We start from the raw sequence: 17,336 nt of genomic DNA on the forward strand, positions 1-17,336 counted from the left end.
AATTTATGGGGTTAATTTTTTTTCTAAAAATTTCTGCTGCCGTTTTGGCAAATTATCCTTTAAATCTACATATTTCTTTTTAATCTCAGGACTCTTCAATAAGTTATCTAGTACTTTCCTACAAAAGTTTCTAAATCTCCAATTATGATGTACCGCTCCATCCATCAAATCGACAAGAGATTGATCAGAAAAAGCCTTAAGACTTTCTAAATACGTAAATGCATTCTCGCGGGTACTAAAATGATGCACAGGAGCAGCATATCTCGATAATTCTGCATAAAATTGCTGATGCTTTTCTTTTTGATACTCTGGTGTACTAAGTGCCAATACTAACCAAAGTATTCGTACATTTTTATCATGAAACCCAATAATATCTTTAGTAACTTCTAAATACGTATTCCTTTCTGAAGGAAAATTAGCCCATAAATGGTACAATGCTGGTTCTACAGTGGCATATGATTCATCCGCCAATAAGGACTCGTATTGTTTTTTTAGCCCTTTTGGTATAGTATTCATCGTGTTAGCAATTGCTTGTCTCACATATATATTATTTGTTTCAAAAGCTTTGGTAAATAAAGCAATCGCCTCCTGAGATGTTTCGCCTTCTAATTGATAAATCACTTCTTGCCCCAGATATTCATTGATCGGAAAATCTAATGCTGTCGCCAACGTGCCCCATTTTCCTACTAAAGGTTGTGTACGCTCGCCGGCTAGGCTTAAATATTTTTTGATAAATGTAGATGTTGTTAATATATCCAATGCTTCCTGAGACGGAAACTCAATAGCTTCTAACCATATTTTTCGGTATTCTGATAGGTCCTGACCACTCACTTCTTCCGCTATAACAATAAAATCTGATGTAGTCACATTTTTGAATTTGTATTTCTCTAGATAATTAGTGATAGTAAGCTTAAAATTAGCATCTCCTATCACATTCTTTAAGGCGTGTAACGCCCAAGCACCACGCTGATAAAAAGTAAGAGAACTTGCTTTAGGGTTTAATAAAGAAGTAGCATCTGCAGCTTTGGACTGTTCGGTGAGCTGCTCTGCGCTTTCGTATAATTTATATTGAAAATACTCATCTCCAAAAATTTCTCTTTCGGCAAGCAACGCATAATAAGTAGCAAAACCTTCTTGTAACCAATGATGCTTCCCTTCAGTTTCGGTAACTAAATCCCCAAACCATTGATGTGCCAATTCATGAGCATTTACATTAATATAATTACGATCATTAAATCCTATTTTGTCTACTACAAAAGCATCAGAAAAAATGGTTGTTCCAGTATTTTCCATTCCTGCATATAAAAAATCTTTTACAGGAATCTGTTTGTAGTTCTGCCACGGAAATGCATATCCAATCTCTTTTTCGAGGAAATCAAACATTTTTTTACTATGCTTATAGGTCGATTCGAACTTGTCTTTATCCTCAGGATAATAATACATCTCTAATGGGATACCACTTTCAGAGTTTTCTACCACTTTCGCATACTTACCTATCGCCAATGCCAGCAAATAACTACTCATAGGTTGCTGCATGTCATATTCCCATCGCTGGATAGAATCATTTACTGTTTGTTTACTAACAAGTTTTCCATTCGCTATAACCTCATAATTCGCATCATAATTAATTGTCAGATCAAATTCGACCTTCTCATTCATATCATCAAAACTTGGTAACCAATTAGAAGTATACTTTCCTTGTCCTTGTGTCCAAATCTGATCGTTTCCTTGATAATCCTTTAGAAAATACAATGCTTTTTTAGGAGCTGCTATATATTGAATTTCTATACTATGTTCGGATCCTAACTGAAAATCAGAAGTAACTTCTATCTTTTCGTTATCATACCCTACGGTTGCTTTTTCTCCATCTAATAACACGCCCATAATTTGCATTTTTTGTGCATCAATGCTTATGGATTGTGTAGGTTGAAGTATTTTAAACACATAGGTCACTTTTCCTTCTACCTTTTTAAAATTAGCTTCTAGAAAGATATTTACTTTTCCCTTTAAAAAATCTACCGAAGATTGTTCTTTTTTATTATTCTCAAGCAAACTTGAATCCGCCTGCTGAGCAGATATAGCAAAAGAAGTAAAGCATATAATTAGATATAAAATAAATCGCATACAAATCAATAATCAAATGTTCTGCCAAAATAACGATTTTAGTCTGGTAATGTGACAACTTTAGCATTGAACATTTTTGTGATTAATAGTATCTTCGCTTTAATGAATCCGAATATCTTACAAACTCCTATTGATTATTTAAAAGGTGTTGGGCCTTCTCGTGCAGATCTGTTGCGCACAGAGTTAGGTATTCATACCTATCAGGATTTGGTTAATTTATTTCCAAATAGATACATTGATAAAACCAATTATTATAAAATTAATGAGCTACAGCGCACTTCTGCAGAAGTACAAATGGTTGGTAAGATCATCAATATCAAAATGGTAGAGCAAAAACGAGGAAAACGTTTAGTAGCCAAATTTATGGATGATACTGGAGAAATGGAATTGGTATGGTTTAGAGGTCATAAATGGATTAAGGAAAATATAAAACTAAACACTACTTATGTAATTTTTGGTAAGACTAAATACTATAATGGGTTTAGTATGCCACATCCAGAGATGGAACTACTTTCTGAACATGAAAAAAACCTGAAAGTACTCATGCAACCGGTATATCCCTCTACAGAAAAATTATCAAATAGAGGTATCACCAATCGTGTGATTAGCAAAATGATGATGCAGTTGTTTCTAGATACCAAAGCTGGGTTTTACGACACTCTTTCTGAAGAAATACGCAATGAATTAAAACTTATTCATAAAAGTGAAGCAATTCTTAATATTCACTTCCCAAAAAATCAAGAGTTACTTGCCAAGGCCCAATATCGACTAAAGTTTGAAGAACTTTTTTATATTCAGCTTCAATTAATTACGAAAAAATTAATCCGTAAACAGAAAATCAAGGGATTTCCGTTTACCGAAGTTGGAGAATATTTCACTAATTTCTATAACAATCATTTACCTTTCGAACTAACCAATGCACAGAAACGGGTTATCAAAGAGATCCGAAAGGATATAGGAAGTAGTGCGCAGATGAATCGCTTGCTACAAGGAGATGTAGGATCAGGAAAAACTATCGTAGCATTAATGACGATGCTATTGGCATTAGATAATGGTTTTCAGGCATGCTTAATGGCTCCAACTGCTATTTTGGCGAATCAACATTATCAGGGAATTGTAGAATTAACTAAAGACCTAGACATCAATGTAAAATTATTGATGGGTAGTTCTAAAACGAAAGAACGTCGTGTAATCCATCAAGAATTAGAAGAAGGTACATTGCATATCCTTATCGGTACACATGCAGTATTAGAAGATAAAGTAAAGTTCAAAAATCTAGGACTAGCAATTATAGATGAACAACATCGATTTGGAGTAGCACAACGCTCTAAACTCTGGCATAAGAATACGTATCCGCCTCATATTCTTGTCATGACCGCAACTCCAATTCCTAGAACATTGGCTATGAGTCTGTATGGAGATTTGGATATTTCCGTGATTGATGAATTACCGCCAGGAAGAAAATCTATTAAAACGGTACATCGATATGATAGCAATCGTCTAAAGGTTTTTAAGTTTATTGCTGATGAGATTCAGAAAGGAAGACAAATCTATATTGTATATCCTCTGATCCAGGAATCCGAAGCCTTAGATTATAAAGATTTGATGGATGGATATGAAAGTATTGCTCGCTCCTTCCCTACTCCGGATTATCAGATATCCATAGTACACGGTAAAATGAAACCAGCGGATAAAGATTATGAGATGGAACGTTTCGTAAAAGGAGAAACCAATATTATGGTTGCTACTACAGTAATCGAAGTAGGAGTTAATGTACCTAATGCCAGTGTGATGATCATAGAGAGTGCAGAACGTTTCGGACTCTCACAATTACATCAGTTACGAGGTCGTGTAGGTCGTGGCGCAGAACAAAGTTTTTGCATACTAATGACCAGTTTTAAACTATCCTCTGATAGTAAAACAAGACTGGAAACTATGGTTAGAACCAATGATGGTTTTGATATCGCAGAAGTAGACTTAAAATTACGTGGACCAGGAGATATTATGGGCACCCAACAAAGTGGAGTTCTAAATCTAAAAATAGCAGATATCGTGCGGGATAATGACATCCTAAAAACTGCAAGGTATTATGCCACGAAAATTCTAAAAGAAGATCCTTCTTTGTCCCTAGAAAAGAATAAAGTGTTGTTGTTTACATATCAACAATTAGCTAAGCACAAAAATATTTGGAATTATATTAGTTAGTGAAGGTATACAATTCTATCGCTAGGAATATATAATCATAATTTTACTTAAAAAAAGAAAAAGGCTGTCCAAAGACAACCTTTCCTTTCCGAAAGCCTATAAATAACGTTAAGAAAAGTTAATGCAAAAAAAGACTTTTTGTGAGTTATAGATTTTCGGAGCCCCCCTATATGCTTATGATTCTTTTGTTATACTTAACTATATAGTGTCTGCCCTCATCCATTTTGTCGCATTACTCCAGAAAATAACATTTTCATCATCAGATAATACGCCAGTCGATGGAGACAAATCTTCAAAATCTACGTTAATTACAAAGGAATAAAAATTTACGATTTGACCATAAAACGGACCTTGGCCATTATCGTATCGAACTTCTAATTTTCTTTTATGTTCTGTTACCAAAATAGTTTGGTCAGCAAAATCTACCCATGTACCTTCAAAAGTTTTCATTATTCTAAGTTTAAGTAGTCCCTACTCTATTCAATATTGGCTTTTCGGGTCACGCCGCATTATTTTTAATTCATTAATTCAAAAAAGTAATAACATAGCCAACATTAAAAATTCTCTTCAACTAATTATTAAACTACATCTGATTATTAATTAAAACGGAAACAATTTTTCTATTATTCTATTTCCATTATGAAGTTACACTTAAATATCGTCGATATGGGAAAGAATGGAATAAGACAATGAATCGTATGCATAAGATCTAAAAAATGTGGTATCTAGATATTACATTTTGATACATACTAACCAGTAGTTCATTAATACTCGTGGAAACACAAGACATAATGTATCGAGAATTGTTTTTTTAACTTAAAATCTTTGTTCTCGTATACGTCTTAATAAAGCCGGAACATTATTTTAATGTTCGTACTCTTTTTATAATATTTTTATATTTTTCGCTCAACGTAATATGATGATTTCCTGAAAGAACAATAAGATTATCCGATGGTATAATTTCTTCTATCTTTTGCATATTTACGACATAATTTCTGTGGGTTCTACTAAACATAGTATCATCCAATAGATTCAGAATCTTAGTTAGTGAAATTAAAATGACGAATTTTTCTTTTGGGGTAACGATATTACAATACTTTTCTTCTACTTCTATATAAATAATATCCTCAAGAAATACTTTCTTTAGAATTTTTCCTTTTTTAATGTATAAATATGTTTCACTAATTACCGTATCCTCATCCTCGCTTAAAAAAGTGTCTTTTTGCGCATAGAATCGTTCTACCGCCATTTCTATAGCATACAATAACTCTAGCTCATTAAAAGGTTTTAGTAAATAACTAAAGGGTTGGGTTAATTTAGCCCTTTCGAATATAGATCGATCAGTAGCGCTGGTTAAAAAAACAAAAGGTTTTGAAGCATTGGGTACCGCATTAATTGTTTCGGCAAAAGCAATACCATCAGGCACTTTATCTAAAAAAACATCTAGAATGACAACATCGATAGTAGTAGTGTTGTAAAAAATATGAAGTGCTTCTTTTAGGTTTGTCGCGACACCCACAATAGTATAGCCATGAGTTTTAAGCACCGCAACTAGGGGGTCACTCTCGTGAGGATTATCTTCTACAATAAGTACGTTTATACTATCCATTATTTAGTGCTTTGGGTAAAGATACAATCATTTTTGTACCTTTTCCTAGGGTACTATCAATAGAAAATTTCCCTTGATTTTTTTTAATCATTGTCTTACATAACTGTAAGCCTAAGCCAGTACCAATAACATCTTCATGTTCTTTTTTAGCCAATAAAACAGAATCTTTTAAAAGTTCTAACCTAGTAACCTCTGTCATCCCAGCACCCGTATCTTCTACTATAAGGTCGCAATACCCGTGATCATTATTTTCTGTATACAAGCTTATTGCTCCCTCCTGTTCAGAAAATTTGATGGCATTATCAACTAAATTACGAAGTACTATTTTTAAAGATTCCTGATCGGCCAAGATCATATCACTTTTTAAAACCTTATTGGTAAACGTGATATTTTTTTCTTTCATAAGCGGCAAATAATTATATACTACCTGTTCTGTAATAGGAAACAAATGCAGCGAAGTAATCTCAAAATACGATTGTTTCGTTTGTGATAATGCCCAATGCAATAAGTTATCTAATAAATTATATAAACTATTTACCATAGTACTGTTTTGATCAAGTAGATTGTTTACGTTATCAAGCTTTTTAGGATTTAATTCATCCGACAGTAACCTATTACTATATTTTAATGCTATGATAGAAGAACGCAGGTCGTGACTTAAAATAGATAAAATTTGATCTTTGGTTGCATTTAACGCATCCAAGTCTTCTTTTTGGGTTGTGATAATCTTAGTGACCTTTACTTTTTCTTTATAAAAAAAAACAGCGGTTACTAACAGTACTAATAATGCAATCGCAGAATAAAATAACCCATTACGCTCTGCTATCTTTGCTTTGTTTTCTGCCTGTAGTAGACTAACTTCTTTTTGTTTTTCTTTTATGGCAAATTCTTTTTCTATCTGAGCGACTTCCCAAATTTTATTCTGGTTATTCAGGGAGTCTGTCCATTTTTCATATTCTTTTCTATATCGTAAAGCATCCGAGAATTTTTTCCTATTCTCCTCTACCACTGCCATATTAAGTGCCGTATTTTGCCTTATTGTATAGTCATCTGTATATTTGGATAATTGATAGGCCTTTAGAAAATATCCTATCGCTAATTGGTCCTTGTACTGCTCATAATTTGAAATGGCCATACCGCCGTAAAAACGGATAAGCTTTAACGTATCGGTTTTTATTTCAGGAGCTTCAATACTTTGTAACAAATAGGACTCCGCTTTATCATATTGTTTTAGGTGTAAATAACAAATCCCTAAATTATGTTCTACACCACTTTTTTTGACACCTATAAGCCCATAATCATTTACATCTAATTTCTCTATTCTAGTAAAATAATCAATCGCTTTTTGAAATTCGCTTAGCTCCAAAGCAATCTCGCCTAAATATATGTTTACACGAGTATAAAATTTAAAGTCAGAAGAAATTTTGGCAAATTCTTTTTTAGCTTCTTCAAACAACTTTATTTTATTAAAACTATACGCTCTAAAAAAATGACAATAATCCCGAAGCTTAGAATCCTTTACTGATTGACTAAGTTGTTTTGCAGAATACACCAAGGTAGAGTCCCATTCTTTTTGCAAAAAGAATGATTGTGCTTTATAAAAATGCTTTTCTCTGATAAACGGATCACTATGTATTTTAATTTCTTTTTCAAAAAGACTTTGCTCTTTTTTTTGTTGTGAAAAAGAAATATTAGCGATCATAAAGCTAATTAAAAGAAAAAATAGTTTAAGAGTTCGTAGCATTAGTATTTTTAACAGAATAACACCATTACAATATACAAAAAGCAGGGAGAATACCCCTGCTTATGATTAAACTCATTAAGTACTATACTAGGACAGTATTTTATTCATCACTAGGCTGAACTGTAGTTACTGTACCTCTTGATGTTTCTGGATCTTCATCTAATAAAAAAGCTCGGACTGTCTCAAAAGTATTAATGCCAAATATTGATGATTCCGGAAATACAAGAAAATATGGAAAAACATTAAATTTATTTTTGTTCACATTACCTCCCTTTTCCGCTAAGACTTCCCTATTGTAACTAAAATATATATCTAGCTGTAAATTTCCTTCAGAGCCTAAAGAAAAATTATATTGAAATAAAGTTTTTTTTAGTTCCCCATATCCATATACAGTAGCAGAAAGAAAAATACCAATGAAAGAAGAAGATAAAGGATTTTGGAAATGATCATTTCTAAAAGCCTGCACTATTGGTTGAATAGCTCTTACATTATTTAAATATTGTTTATGAATATTTAATGAGCTATCAAGACCTTCTTTTGGGCTCAAGGGGATAGCACTTGTTTCTCCCATCACAGGTAGTTTATTGTCAGCAACATCACTCTTAATATGTTCATTAAATTCTACTTCCTTTATAGGAATCGCACTTTCTAAAATTTTATGATATCTAAGTTGTTTTACAGTTTGTTCAATTTCTAATGTACTCATAATTAAAATAGGTTTAAAAGTTATTATTTAATGCAATAGCATTACTATGTTCTTCAAAAGTAATTCTATTGCAAAAAAACAATAGAATGGTAAAGACTTTACTAAAAATGGCACAAAGCAAGAAAATTTTGGCATAAACTATCAAAAACAGAGAAGCAAATTAAAATCCAAATGCAATTCATTATTTCGTACAAGTCTTTACAAGATTACTAAGGATACTAAAAAAACAGGTGTTCTTAAATTTTATAATAAGAATTAAATTCCGGCAACATATAATACACTTCTAGCACTAATCTAGCACAACGGTAATAACATATGAAGTAGAGTGTCTCTGGCAATTATATCGTGCTACTAAGAGTGAGTCGCAACTGTTCATCCTTGCTGATAAAAAATGCTGAGGTTTTCATAAAAGAAAAGAGAATTCTACTAGGTGTATCTCTATAGCCTACCAAATGCCACATAATAATTGTTAAAAAATTAACAGTACAGCACCTGATAGGGGTACTGCAGGAGTACTCCCCTCCTATCTCTACGGTAGCCTTACGGTATGTACAACAGAAGTGGTGCTTCCATCTAACACAAGAGCGACTTCTCTCTAGACATAGCAACACTTCTGTTTCTACCTAGTGCTTCTTCTGTTTTAGGTACCCCAAACCGATGTTTTAATATCGTACCCCCACCATCACCAGTACCCTCTGCTTTGTTTTCTTACTAAGCACCCTACTGGTATAAGTACCCCTCCCACACTTATAGTAGTGGGTTTTGAGGTATGTAAGCGGAAAAAACACTTAAATTAACAGTTTATGTTAAAATTTAAATACTATCCATATAGGATTGCCACTGCACCAATACATACTTTTCTATTTGATGCTTTTGTACCTTAGTGAAACCGTATTCATAACAAAATAAATAGACTTGCCCTTTGCTATTTTTCCAATAATGAGTGAAATACTTAGGATCGAAACCTTCTTCTAAAAGTTTTTCTTTTCGGATAGTTACTAAACCAGCTTTATTATACGTCTTTAGTATTTTACGGTTCTTTTTTAATTGATCATCTATTTTTTTAAAAAGAGTATCTTCTTTCTCCTTATTTTGTTGATAATAAAAAGCCGATCTACAATAAGAGGAACAGTACTTTTTACCAATTCTTCCTTCGAACTTCTCATTACAATAGGTACAATTTCGCATCATAACATATCCCTTTCTAATATAGTGTCATTATTCTTATAAATGTTACCTATCCATCGAATTAAACGTTTATTAAACGTTTAATTCGATGGATTTTGTTGTAATACACTATTAAAAAAAGCATATTTGATCAGCATGAAACATATAAGTAAAAATATCACTCTAAAGCACTTAATGATCGATCAACAAAAAATGATTGGTTTGCAGTTCTATCCTGATAAAGTTATTCAGGCTTTAATCAAAGAATTACCCAATCCTAGATGGAGTCATCGTTTCAAAATGCCTTATATTATTAATAATCAAAAAAACATAGATTTAATTTTTGAGAAGTTTAGAGGTGTGGCTTGGCTCAATTGTAATTATTTTTATAGCGATAAGGTTATTAACCATTCTAACCCAATTGCTAATCTTCAATCACTTAAGAATAGAAGGTTAGCAAACACCTACAGAGTTTGTCCTGAAGAATATTTGCAAAAACTATTATTAAAGCGTTATTCTCAAAATACGGTAAGATCTTATGTGAATGCTTTTGAAGCTTTTATAAATTATTATACAGATATTGAACTTTTAAGCATTGGTGAGCTAGAAATAAGAAGGTATCTTAGAAAATTAATAAGTGAAAAAAAATCAAATTCTTATGTCAATCTAGCCATTAATAGTATAAAGTTTTATTACGAGATTGTTCTTAACATGCCAAACAGGTTTTATGCCATAGAACGACCTAGAAAACAGCAAAAACTTCCTATTGTATTATGCAAAGAGGAAATCTTATCCATCATCAATAATACAAATAACCTAAAACACAAATGTATTGTTAGTCTATTATATTCTGCTGGATTACGAAGAGCTGAGTTACTCAATTTAAAAATATCAGATATCGATAGCAAGCGAATGGTAATCAGGGTTGTCCACGCAAAAGGTAACAAAGACAGGTATACATTATTATCTACCAATGTATTAAAAGATTTAAGGAATTATTTCAAGCAATACCAACCTAAACATTTTTTATTTGAAGGGCCAAAAGGAAATCCATACAGTGCAAGCAGTGTAAAAGCAATCATAGAAAAAGCAGCCAAAAAATCTAAAATTACAAAGAGAATTACCCCTCATACGCTAAGGCACAGTTTTGCTACACATTTACTAGAGAACGGAACCGATCTTCGTTATATACAATCATTATTGGGTCATAGCTCTAGTAAAACAACTGAAATTTACACCCACGTTGCTACAAATACTTTTAGAATGATTAAAAATCCCCTAGATTTGTAAGTGATAAAAGATATATAACAGCAATAGCAGTTATACTATTGTTGTGCACAATATGAAAAAAACTCTAGCTTCCATATTAATTATTTGCATTACCGCAATATCCTTTTCACAAAATCTAATGGAAAAGGGACTCGAAGATATGACCAAGTTGATTTATCAAAAGCCATACAAATTCAAAGTTGATAATGATAAATGGGCCAATAGAAATCGTTTGGGTTCATTAAAAGAACAAAAAATAATTCTAGACAACCCAAACATTCTGACCGATTCGTTGACAATTGTAGAATTGTTTGAAAATGCAAAAATACAGGATTTGAAGAACTGGAATAAGGACGAACTAAAGAATGTCTATTTAATATCAAATAATCAAAACTTAAGTTTTCGAAAAGTCCAACGTGAACTCGAATTGTCGGAAAAAGAACAAATTAAAAAATTAAAAAAACAGATTCGTCAATTCAATAATAACAAAAGCAAATGGAGAAGTTTTCCTATCTCAATTTCTCGACCAATTTATACAAATGATAAAAAGTATGCGTTGATTGCCTATAATCTTGGAAATAACGGAGGGAAAATTGTAATCTATAAACTGGATGGAGAAAACTGGATTTTTGCGGGAGAACCCAAAAGGTGGGCATACTGAAAAAATACTGTGCACAACACAGGCTATAACAAATAGGGCATAAAGTGCTATAGTTAAAGGCTTAAGCGTGTTTGCGAAGTCCTCCAAATCTTTTGGATTTGGCAATTAAAAAAGAAAAAATAATTACAAAACAAAAAGCTCTGGCTCGTAGACTAGACGGAAACGAAAAGTTTCCTTGCCTGCCCTACTTGCCATAGCCCAACCGTTAGGTGCAATTGTCCCATTTTGATCTGACAATTTTTTCGAAGGGATACGCTGGTATTACGGAGTTTTATTCTGATATGCAGTACGGACAAATACTTTGCTAAAAGGAATTGCCCAAGTATTTTGCGATGGTATCGTGGAGAGTTACACTATCCAAACGCTGTCACGTTATAAATACTTGATCAAGGTCGCGAAAATTTTTTACAAAGTCAAATTTGAAGCGGAATTGCGGAATGTTTATCAGAATGGAAAACGGAGTATTAAGTTCCCTGCACCAACAGATTATAGACTGATCTATAAATCCATAGGTTTGGGTAGCTCCGAAAAAGTTGGGAGTTTTTTTGCCTGCCAAAATAGAACAACTGAGATTTTATTTTTTAATTTTACGATAAATTAATCAAAAAAGAAAAGCACATAACATTATGTAAGAATGCATTGATCAAATACTTTGTCTTCGCTAACGCTGCGCAAACGATTTAATCAACGACGCTATCGCTCTTCTTACACTTATTGTTATATGCCAGCATCTGAGGTCTGAAAAGTAAAACGCAAGCAGAAATTAAACGGACGGGCTACGGACTAGAGGGCTGAGTTTGTTTTTGAAAGTCCGTTCTGATACAAAGTCTAGTACAAATCAGCGACTGACGGAAGGTCTGAGCATTTTTATGATGGCAAGTACATAATCCAAAGTCACAAAGCGATCGCAGAGAATTAAAAAATATAACGCAAATAGTAGCTAAGCAATCATCGCTTTGCTTGGGTAAGTTTGCAAAGTATAGGCTTGTAAAAAAGCCGGCATATAACAAAATGTATAATTCATAGCGGCGGAAATTCCTAACGGAATTTCACGCGCGTTTGCTATCTTTGGGTGGCTGCGGAGGGTGAGTTTTGTGCCCGCCCGCTATAAACCATACATCAAACGTTATATGCCAGCATCTGAGGACTGAAAAGCAAAACGCAAGCAAAAATTAAACGGACAGGCCACGGACGAGAGGGCTGGGTTTGTTTTTGAAAGTCCGCTCTGATACAAAGTCTCTTACAAATCAGCGACTGACGGAAGGTCTGAGTATTTTTATGATGGCAAGTACATAATCCAAAGTCGCAAAGCGATCGCAGAGAATTAAAAAATATAACGCAAATAGTAGTTAAGCAATCATCGCTTTGCTTGGGTAATTTTGCAAAGTGTAGGGTCAAAAAAGCCGGCACATAACAAAATGTATAATTCATAGCGGCGGAAATTCCTAACGGAATTTCACGCGCGTTTGCTATCTTTGGGTGGCGGTGGAGGGTAAGTTTTGTGCCCGCCCGCTACAAACCATACATCAATCGTTATGTTCAATCAAAAAAATGACTAGAGCTGAAATAAGACAATCTGAAAAACTGAAAAAATTCCAGCTGAATGAAGCTATAAAAAGAAATTTAGCTCTTAAAGTTGGATTGAACGAACTTTATGCTGGCGGACATACAATTCGTAATGAAAAAGGTTGGCGTGACAACGAAATTTCAATAGATTATATTTGGATCGCAAAAATGAGTTTGTCATTTGTTGGTTGGGGTGGTTTAATAACAATTAAGTATAACAAAACTGAATTCAGAGGAATTAATAATCCTGAGAAACTTACTCAAGGTCTTTTTCTCTATAACGCTAATGGAGAAATTACAGAATTATATGTTGAAGACAAAATCAATGATACTGATGATCCTATCTGGAAAATAAATAAGCTTGAAATGTTTGACGCCAACAAAGGAATTACATTGGATGGAGTTTCTTACGAGTATAATGTAATTGCAAAAAATATTGAAACTCAAATTTTGGCAAATAATCCAAATAGTACTGGATGGAAAAACTGGGAAAAAGAGATTTGGAATTTAGGGCATAGTTTAGCTCAGAACTCTGGAAACAAAGAAATGGCAGAGTTATTTAAATGAAAAAGAACAACAGGATATATATCGAATTTGGAATTCCAGAACATGGATGGCTATTTATGAATTTTCAATGGCAGGATTTCAGTTTAGAAATAGATCTTTCTAATGTTCCAACCGATCCAATTGAACAATTATGTGATACGTTACTTCAATTAAGTAGCGGAATAACAAACCCTTCGAAAGTAATCTGGCATTTGGAACCTCATTGTTATTATTTTGAGATAAAAAAACTTGAGAAAAGTTACAACATTATAATTTCAGAATCTGACGAATTCGAAAGTAAACCAGTAAAACTGGTCAAAGAATTCGAAGGGAATTATGATCAAATAATTTTACCATTGTACCGAGCAATCAAAAAATTTAATTCATATTCATATAAAAAACCTCATTGGGATGAAATGGATTCAAAAAGAATATTAAAGTTGACCGAACAAATAAAAAAAGAACATAACACTATATAACAAAACATAGTTGTCCTTCGGAACAACAACGTTTGTTATATTTACCGTTGTATGCCATTAAAAACGCAACGGTTCAATTTTCAATAATCTTCAGTTAATAACTTCTGGAGAAACTCTATTAAATTTATTGCTTTCATAAAATCAATCATATAAATTTGACACTTATTGTCAAGTAATAATTTTCAAATGGAAACAATCGGAGAAATTTTACGCAATCAAAGACAAGCGCTTGGACTTCTTTTAAGACAAGTTTCTGCCTATGTTGATATCGACCAAGCTATATTGAGTAAAATCGAAAGAAACGAACGAAAACCGACAAAAGAAATGTTGGATAAACTTGCTGAAATACTAACACTCGATAAAGATGAGTTATTAGTCCAATTTATGAGTGACAAAATTGCCTATGAAATAGCAGGTGAAGATTGTGCAAACAAAGTTCTAAAAGTAGCCGAAAAAAAAGTTAAATATTTGAAATCACATCCAATTAAAAACTAATCAGATAGAATGAGTACAGATATAGAAAATGTAAACATTGTCAAGGAACCACAGTTAAGGATATATTCACCACCAATTGAAAAATTAAAAGAGCAATCGAAAGAAAAAATTGATGTCATTTCACTTTTTTCAGGTTGTGGCGGAATGGATTTAGGTTTTGACAAAGCTGGTTTCAATATAAAATGGGCAAATGATATTGAACAAAGAGCTTGCGAAACTTATGCTAAAAACATTGGAGACCATATTGTTTGTGGAGATATTACTCAATTAGATTATTCTAAAATACCAGATGCAGATTTGATTCTTGGCGGTTTCCCTTGTCAAGATTTTTCTATGATTTGGAAAAGAGGCGGAATAACAACAGACAGAGGTAATTTATATCAAAATTTTGTTGAAATAGTTTCTCAAAAGCAACCTTTAATGTTTGTTGCAGAAAATGTAAAAGGAATTTTAACTGCGAATAAGAAAAAAGCCATAAAGACAATAATTAAAGACTTTTCAGAAACAGGAGATCACGGTTATAATACAACTGCATATTTAGTGAATTTCGCAGAGTATGGAGTAGCTCAACTTCGTCAAAGAGTTTTGATTATTGGAGTAAGAAAAGATTTAGATACATTTTTTGACATTCCTGCACCAACAAATGACGCTGACAATTATTTATCTGCCAAAGAAGCCTTAAAAGGGGTGAAAAAAGTAAAACATAACAATGAGCATCAAAACATACAGGCTGGTACTATTGAAAAACTAAAGTTAATTCCACCAGGAGGCAATTTTACTGACATACCAAAAGACTCACCACATTATGTAAAAGGAATGATTTCTCACGTTTATCGCAGGCTTCATCCTAACAAACCATCAACGACCATTATTGCAGCCGGTGGTGGCGGAACTTGGGGATATCATTATGATGAACCAAGGCCATTAACAAACAGAGAAAGAGCAAGGTTATTTGGTTATCCAGACGATTTTGTATTTGAGGGTACTATTACAGAAGTGAGAAAACAAATTGGAAATTCTGTTCCACCTTCAGGTATTTATCCTTTTGCAAAACAGATTAAAACATTTTTAGAAAACATCAAGGTTAATGCACACTAATATTCAAAAATATGGAGGCGATTTTCGGAATGTTTTAGATAAAGAATTTAAGACGTCAAATAATATTACTGTTGCATCAGGCTACGCTTCACTTGACGTAATTAATGCTTTTGAAAAACCGTTTATTGAAATTGCCAAAAAAGGTGGTACATCGAGACTGCTATTAGGTATGGCATTTTATGAGGGTTTAGGTCAAAAAAAGCTAATCGCAGTAACAAAATTGAATGATGCTTTAAAAGCTTACGATAACAATTCAGGTGTATTCGTAACTAATGGCAGAAGATACCACGGTAAAGTATATCAATTCGATAAAGATGTTACGTCAAATATTTATGTTGGTTCATCAAATTTTTCTGCAAGTGGTACTAAAGGAAATATAGAATGTACAGTCCCAATTTTAGATGACAATCAAAAAGTAAATCTAATTGCATTTTTGAATGACCTTTACTCACCTTCCTACTCTATCTCAATAGACCAAGCTGATATAACAGTTCCTGGTAAAAAGAAAATTGTTCTTGATAAAGTAGAGAGGCTTTGGACCAGTCTAAAAACTTATGATTCTTCATCAATTTCTTTAGAAAAACTACCAAAATTTATTTTCCCATTAGACAGAGTTGCTGAAAAGGAAAAATCAAACCTGAATGTTTATTTTGGAAAAGGAAGAGAAAACAAAAAAACTGGGAAAATTAAACCAAGACCTTGGTATGAAATAGAACTTATTGCAAATAATGATTTGAATTCTCAAACCTTTTATCCTAAAGGCGATTTTCTTGCTTATACCGATGATGGTTTAATAATTCCTATGAGAACTCAAGGAGATTATTTTAAAAATATCCGTTCAAAAGATAGTTTACAGGTTTTTGGAATATGGCTAAAGGGAAAATTAGAAAAAAGCGGAGTTTTAAAAAAATATGAACCTGTGACATTGGAAACTTTAGAGGAATATGGAAGTGACAAGTTGACTTTTTACAAATTTGAAGAGGGGAAATATTATATGGCTTTCTGATGGAAATAGATTTTTTAAAACAAATACCACATTTTAAAATTGTTAAAGTTCCAAAGTATATTACTGGAAAAATACAAGAATGCGCCCTTAATCATTTGAATTTAAAAGATATGGGACAATTAAGAGATAGAATGGAAGGCCAAATGTATTATAACAAACTAAGAAATAACATTTTGTCTGAGTATGCCTTTGAAAATACTTTATTTAAAACTCCATTTGATTGGGACAAAAGAATGAATAAAAATTATAAAAGAAAACCATATTTTATTGAAGGTTTCAGCATTAACCTAATTACTTTTAAAACAAATAATTATCCAAAAATAAGTCTAAATCATGCAAATCTATGTGTTATGGGAGTAGCAACTGAAGACTCTAAAGTATATTTAAGTGGTATAGCAACTAAGAAGCTAATAAAAATTAATGGAGTAAATATTAGAGATCAAATTTTCGAATTAAGAAATTTTGACCAACTCATTACATTTTCGACACAACAAGATTTAATCATTCAACTTAAAAAAAACGGCATACAACAATTTGTATAATGCATATGCACCCTGCGGGATGCAAACGCACCATACAATGGACGTTAGGTGCAATTGTCCCATTTTGATCTGACAATTTTTTCGAAGGGATACGCTGGTATTACGGAGTTTTATTCTGA

At 32.7% G+C, this 17,336-nt stretch carries 15 protein-coding genes; 9 read left to right on the forward strand and 6 right to left on the reverse strand.

Annotation, left to right across the window (positions count from 1 at the left end; genetic code table 11):
* Positions 1 to 3: 3 nt before the first annotated feature.
* On the reverse strand, positions 4 to 2,124 hold the full coding sequence (locus D1818_RS05430; RefSeq protein ID WP_118456774.1) for a M1 family metallopeptidase: 2,121 nt from the start codon (positions 2,122 to 2,124) through the stop codon (positions 4 to 6).
* Between the two features lie 102 nt (positions 2,125 to 2,226).
* Between D1818_RS05430 and recG the strand changes: the two genes are divergently transcribed.
* Positions 2,227 to 4,329: an ATP-dependent DNA helicase RecG gene (gene recG / locus D1818_RS05435; RefSeq protein ID WP_118463517.1), complete on the forward strand. Its 2,103-nt coding sequence runs from the start codon at positions 2,227 to 2,229 to the stop codon at positions 4,327 to 4,329.
* Between the two features lie 198 nt (positions 4,330 to 4,527).
* Here recG and D1818_RS05440 read toward each other — a convergent pair whose 3' ends face one another.
* The 5 genes from D1818_RS05440 to D1818_RS05460 all read right to left on the reverse strand — a co-directional run bounded on the left by D1818_RS05440 (position 4,528) and on the right by D1818_RS05460 (position 9,579).
* The gene (locus D1818_RS05440) at positions 4,528 to 4,779 is read right to left on the reverse strand and encodes a hypothetical protein (RefSeq protein ID WP_118456775.1); all 252 of its coding nucleotides are present in this window, start codon (positions 4,777 to 4,779) and stop codon (positions 4,528 to 4,530) included.
* 409 nt (positions 4,780 to 5,188) lie between these two features.
* The gene (locus D1818_RS05445) at positions 5,189 to 5,938 is read right to left on the reverse strand and encodes a LytTR family DNA-binding domain-containing protein (RefSeq protein ID WP_118456776.1); all 750 of its coding nucleotides are present in this window, start codon (positions 5,936 to 5,938) and stop codon (positions 5,189 to 5,191) included.
* Positions 5,931 to 7,640 (reverse strand): tetratricopeptide repeat-containing sensor histidine kinase, encoded by a 1,710-nt coding sequence (locus tag D1818_RS05450; RefSeq protein ID WP_118456777.1) that lies wholly within the window; start codon positions 7,638 to 7,640, stop codon positions 5,931 to 5,933. Before D1818_RS05450 ends, D1818_RS05445 begins: the two co-directional genes overlap by 8 nt.
* 142 nt (positions 7,641 to 7,782) lie before the next feature.
* The gene (locus tag D1818_RS05455; protein WP_118456778.1) at positions 7,783 to 8,388 is read right to left on the reverse strand and encodes a hypothetical protein; all 606 of its coding nucleotides are present in this window, start codon (positions 8,386 to 8,388) and stop codon (positions 7,783 to 7,785) included.
* A gap of 813 nt (positions 8,389 to 9,201) precedes the next feature.
* Complete coding sequence (locus D1818_RS05460; RefSeq protein ID WP_118456779.1) at positions 9,202 to 9,579, reverse strand: hypothetical protein; 378 nt, start codon at positions 9,577 to 9,579, stop codon at positions 9,202 to 9,204.
* Between the two features lie 132 nt (positions 9,580 to 9,711).
* Here D1818_RS05460 and xerA point away from each other — a divergent pair, with 132 nt between their 5' ends.
* The 8 genes from xerA to D1818_RS05500 all read left to right on the forward strand — a co-directional run bounded on the left by xerA (position 9,712) and on the right by D1818_RS05500 (position 17,217).
* Positions 9,712 to 10,845, forward strand: a complete 1,134-nt coding sequence (gene xerA, locus D1818_RS05465; RefSeq protein ID WP_233558606.1) for a site-specific tyrosine recombinase/integron integrase — start codon at positions 9,712 to 9,714, stop codon at positions 10,843 to 10,845.
* Positions 10,846 to 10,963: 118 nt separating this feature from the next.
* Entirely contained in the window at positions 10,964 to 11,485 is a 522-nt protein-coding gene (locus D1818_RS05470; protein ID WP_120752534.1) for a hypothetical protein, read from the forward strand.
* 1,551 nt (positions 11,486 to 13,036) lie between these two features.
* Complete coding sequence (locus tag D1818_RS05475; RefSeq protein WP_118456781.1) at positions 13,037 to 13,618, forward strand: hypothetical protein; 582 nt, start codon at positions 13,037 to 13,039, stop codon at positions 13,616 to 13,618.
* Complete coding sequence (locus D1818_RS05480) at positions 13,615 to 14,076, forward strand: hypothetical protein (protein ID WP_118456782.1); 462 nt, start codon at positions 13,615 to 13,617, stop codon at positions 14,074 to 14,076. Before D1818_RS05475 ends, D1818_RS05480 begins: the two co-directional genes overlap by 4 nt.
* 186 nt (positions 14,077 to 14,262) lie before the next feature.
* A complete protein-coding gene (locus D1818_RS05485; protein WP_118456783.1) occupies positions 14,263 to 14,571 on the forward strand; it encodes a helix-turn-helix domain-containing protein in 309 nt (102 codons plus the stop codon).
* A 9-nt stretch (positions 14,572 to 14,580) separates the two neighbouring features.
* The gene (locus D1818_RS05490) at positions 14,581 to 15,669 is read left to right on the forward strand and encodes a DNA cytosine methyltransferase (RefSeq protein WP_118456784.1); all 1,089 of its coding nucleotides are present in this window, start codon (positions 14,581 to 14,583) and stop codon (positions 15,667 to 15,669) included.
* Positions 15,659 to 16,675 (forward strand): restriction endonuclease PLD domain-containing protein, encoded by a 1,017-nt coding sequence (locus D1818_RS05495; RefSeq protein ID WP_118456785.1) that lies wholly within the window; start codon positions 15,659 to 15,661, stop codon positions 16,673 to 16,675. The genes D1818_RS05490 and D1818_RS05495 overlap by 11 nt, the downstream gene beginning before the upstream one ends.
* Positions 16,675 to 17,217 (forward strand): hypothetical protein, encoded by a 543-nt coding sequence (locus tag D1818_RS05500; RefSeq protein ID WP_118456786.1) that lies wholly within the window; start codon positions 16,675 to 16,677, stop codon positions 17,215 to 17,217. The genes D1818_RS05495 and D1818_RS05500 overlap by 1 nt, the downstream gene beginning before the upstream one ends.
* Positions 17,218 to 17,336 lie beyond the last annotated feature (119 nt).

Origin of the sequence: Aquimarina sp. BL5 (assembly GCF_003443675.1) — a bacterium.
Classification (GTDB): Bacteria; Bacteroidota; Bacteroidia; order Flavobacteriales; family Flavobacteriaceae; genus Aquimarina.